The following is a 2,428-nucleotide window of genomic DNA, read 5'->3' on the forward strand; positions in this document are numbered from 1 at the left end:
CCCCCCACCCCACCCGGCCAGACCTCCTCCCCCGACCCGAAGCTCCCGCCACCCCGCGTGAGCATGGACATCGCCCACGCGGTCGAGGGCGGCAGCCGCCGGGCCGTCAACATCACCATCGACGACGGCCCCGACCCCACCTGGACCCCGAGGATCCTCAAGATCCTCCGGGACAACGGGGTCCGGGCGACCTTCTGCATGATCGGCCCGCAGGCCGCCGCCCACCCCGGCCTGGTCAGGCGGGTGGTCGCCGACGGCCACCGGCTGTGCGACCACACCGTCACGCACAACACCGCGATGGACCACCGCTCGAAGCGCTACCAGAAGCGCCAGATCCTGACGGCTGCCGCGCAGATCACCCGGGCGTCCGGAGGTGTCGAACCGCTGTACTACCGGGCGCCGGGCGGCGCGTTCACCCCGTACAGCAGGCAGATCGCCGCGTCGGCGGGCATGCGCCCGCTGGGCTGGAACGTGGACACGAAGGACTACGAGGAGCCCGGCGTCCGCGCGATCCTGCACGCGGTGCGGCACGAGCTGGACAACGGCCCGACGATCCTCTTCCACGACGGCGGCGGCGACCGTTCCCAGACGGCGGCGGCGCTCAGGAAGCTGCTGCCGTGGCTGCGCCACCACGGATACGGCTTCGGCTTCCCGGTCCGCTGAGTGCGCCGACACCGTGAGCGCGCGAACGAGCCCCCCGTCATCAGTACGAAGCACGTCATCAGTACGGAGCAACGTGGGCAAAAACACGACGCGGCCCTCGTCACCCGGCCGTAAGGTGGCGGACATGCAGGTGATCCAGTCGACGAAGCTCGCCAATGTCTGTTACGAGATCCGGGGCCCGGTCCTGGAGGAGGCGACGCGGCTGGAGGCGGCGGGTCACCGCATCCTCAAGCTCAACACGGGGAATCCGGCGGCGTTCGGCTTCGAGTGCCCGCCCGAGATCCTGGAGGACATGCTCCGCAACCTCGGGGACGCGCACGGCTACGGCGACGCGAAGGGCCTGCTGTCCGCGCGGCGCGCGGTGATGCAGCACTACCAGACCAAGGGCATCGAGCTGGACGTCGAGGACATCTACCTCGGCAACGGCGTCTCCGAGCTGATCCAGATGTCGATGCAGGCGCTGCTGGACGACGGCGACGAGGTGCTCGTACCGGCGCCGGACTATCCGCTGTGGACGGCGAGCGTGTCGCTCGCCGGGGGCACGGCCGTGCACTACCGGTGCGACGAGCAGGCCGAATGGATGCCGGACCTCACCGACATCGAGCGCAAGATCACCGACCGCACGAAGGCGATCGTGATCATCAACCCGAACAACCCGACGGGTGCGGTGTACGGGGACGAGATGCTGGCGTCGCTGGCCGAGATCGCCCGCCGGCACAACCTGATCGTGTGCTCGGACGAGATCTACGACCGGATCCTGTACGACGGCGCCACGCACACCCCGACGGCGGCGATCGCGCCCGACCTGCTCACTCTCACCTTCAACGGGCTGTCGAAGAACTACCGCGTCGCCGGTTTCCGCTCCGGCTGGATGGCGGTGTGCGGCCCCAAGGCGCACGCCACGTCGTACATCGAGGGCCTGACGATCCTGGCCAACATGCGGCTCTGCGCCAACATGCCGTCGCAGCACGCGGTGGCGACGGCGCTCGGCGGCCGGCAGTCGATCCAGGACCTGGTCCTGCCGGGCGGCCGGATCCTGGAACAGCGGGACACGGCGTACGACCTTCTCACCCAGATCCCGGGCGTGACGTGCGTGAAGCCGAAGGGCGCGCTGTATCTCTTCCCGCGGCTGGACCCGAAGGTCTACAAGATCAAGGACGACCGGGAGATGGTCCTGGACCTCCTCCGCGCCGAAAAGATCATGGTGGTCCACGGCACAGGCTTCAACTGGCCGGAACCGGACCATTTCCGCATCGTGACCCTCCCGACCACCCAGGACCTGACGGACGCGGTAACGCGCATCGGTAACTTCCTGGACGGCTACTCGCAGCCGTAGCCCGGAGTCCTCTCCCTCCGATCCCGACGGGGCTCAACTTTAGACCGGTTCCAATGTAGGATGGTTTCCTGACGCCGCCAGGAGGCCATCTCATGTACGAACCGATCCGCGCCAAGTCGGTCCACACGATGGCCGACGCCGACTTCCCCCACCGCAGCCGGGAGGAAGAGCTGGACATCCAGCTGGCCGGCCACCTCGCGGCGCTGCTCGCCGTGACCGACGAGCTGGGGCTGGACGAGGCGGGTGGGAGCATCGCGCGGCAGATAGAGCGGCTGCGGGGTGCGGCGCCCGTGCGACTGTCCCCCGCCGCGACCCGTACGGCGGACGACGCGGACGCCGATTCCCCGGCGCATCTCGCGGACACCGACCGCGCCGAGCTGCACGCCCGCGCGCTCGCTCTCGCGGGCCGCGCCCTGGTGGTCGCGGCCT

The 2,428-nt window shown here is 69.5% G+C and carries 3 protein-coding genes; all 3 read left to right on the top strand.

Going from position 1 to position 2,428, the window contains the following annotated elements; translation table 11 throughout:
- A partial coding sequence (locus tag GT042_RS37735; protein WP_161313176.1) for a polysaccharide deacetylase family protein occupies positions 1–663 on the top strand: 663 nt, incomplete at its 5' end.
- A gap of 124 nt (positions 664–787) precedes the next feature.
- On the top strand, positions 788–1,999 hold the full coding sequence (locus GT042_RS37740) for a pyridoxal phosphate-dependent aminotransferase (RefSeq protein ID WP_161313177.1): 1,212 nt from the start codon (positions 788–790) through the stop codon (positions 1,997–1,999).
- Positions 2,000–2,091: 92 nt separating this feature from the next.
- Positions 2,092–2,428, top strand: a 337-nt coding sequence (locus tag GT042_RS37745; protein ID WP_161313178.1) for a hypothetical protein, incomplete at its 3' end; no start/stop codon positions are given.

Source organism: Streptomyces sp. SID3212, assembly GCF_009865405.1.
Classification (GTDB): Bacteria; Actinomycetota; Actinomycetes; order Streptomycetales; family Streptomycetaceae; genus Streptomyces.

What these genes read in the sequence shown, in the direction of transcription:
- GT042_RS37740 (WP_161313177.1), top strand. Translation starts at nt 788, where the DNA reads ATGCAGGTGATCCAGTCGACGAAGCTCGCCAATGTCTGTTACGAGATC.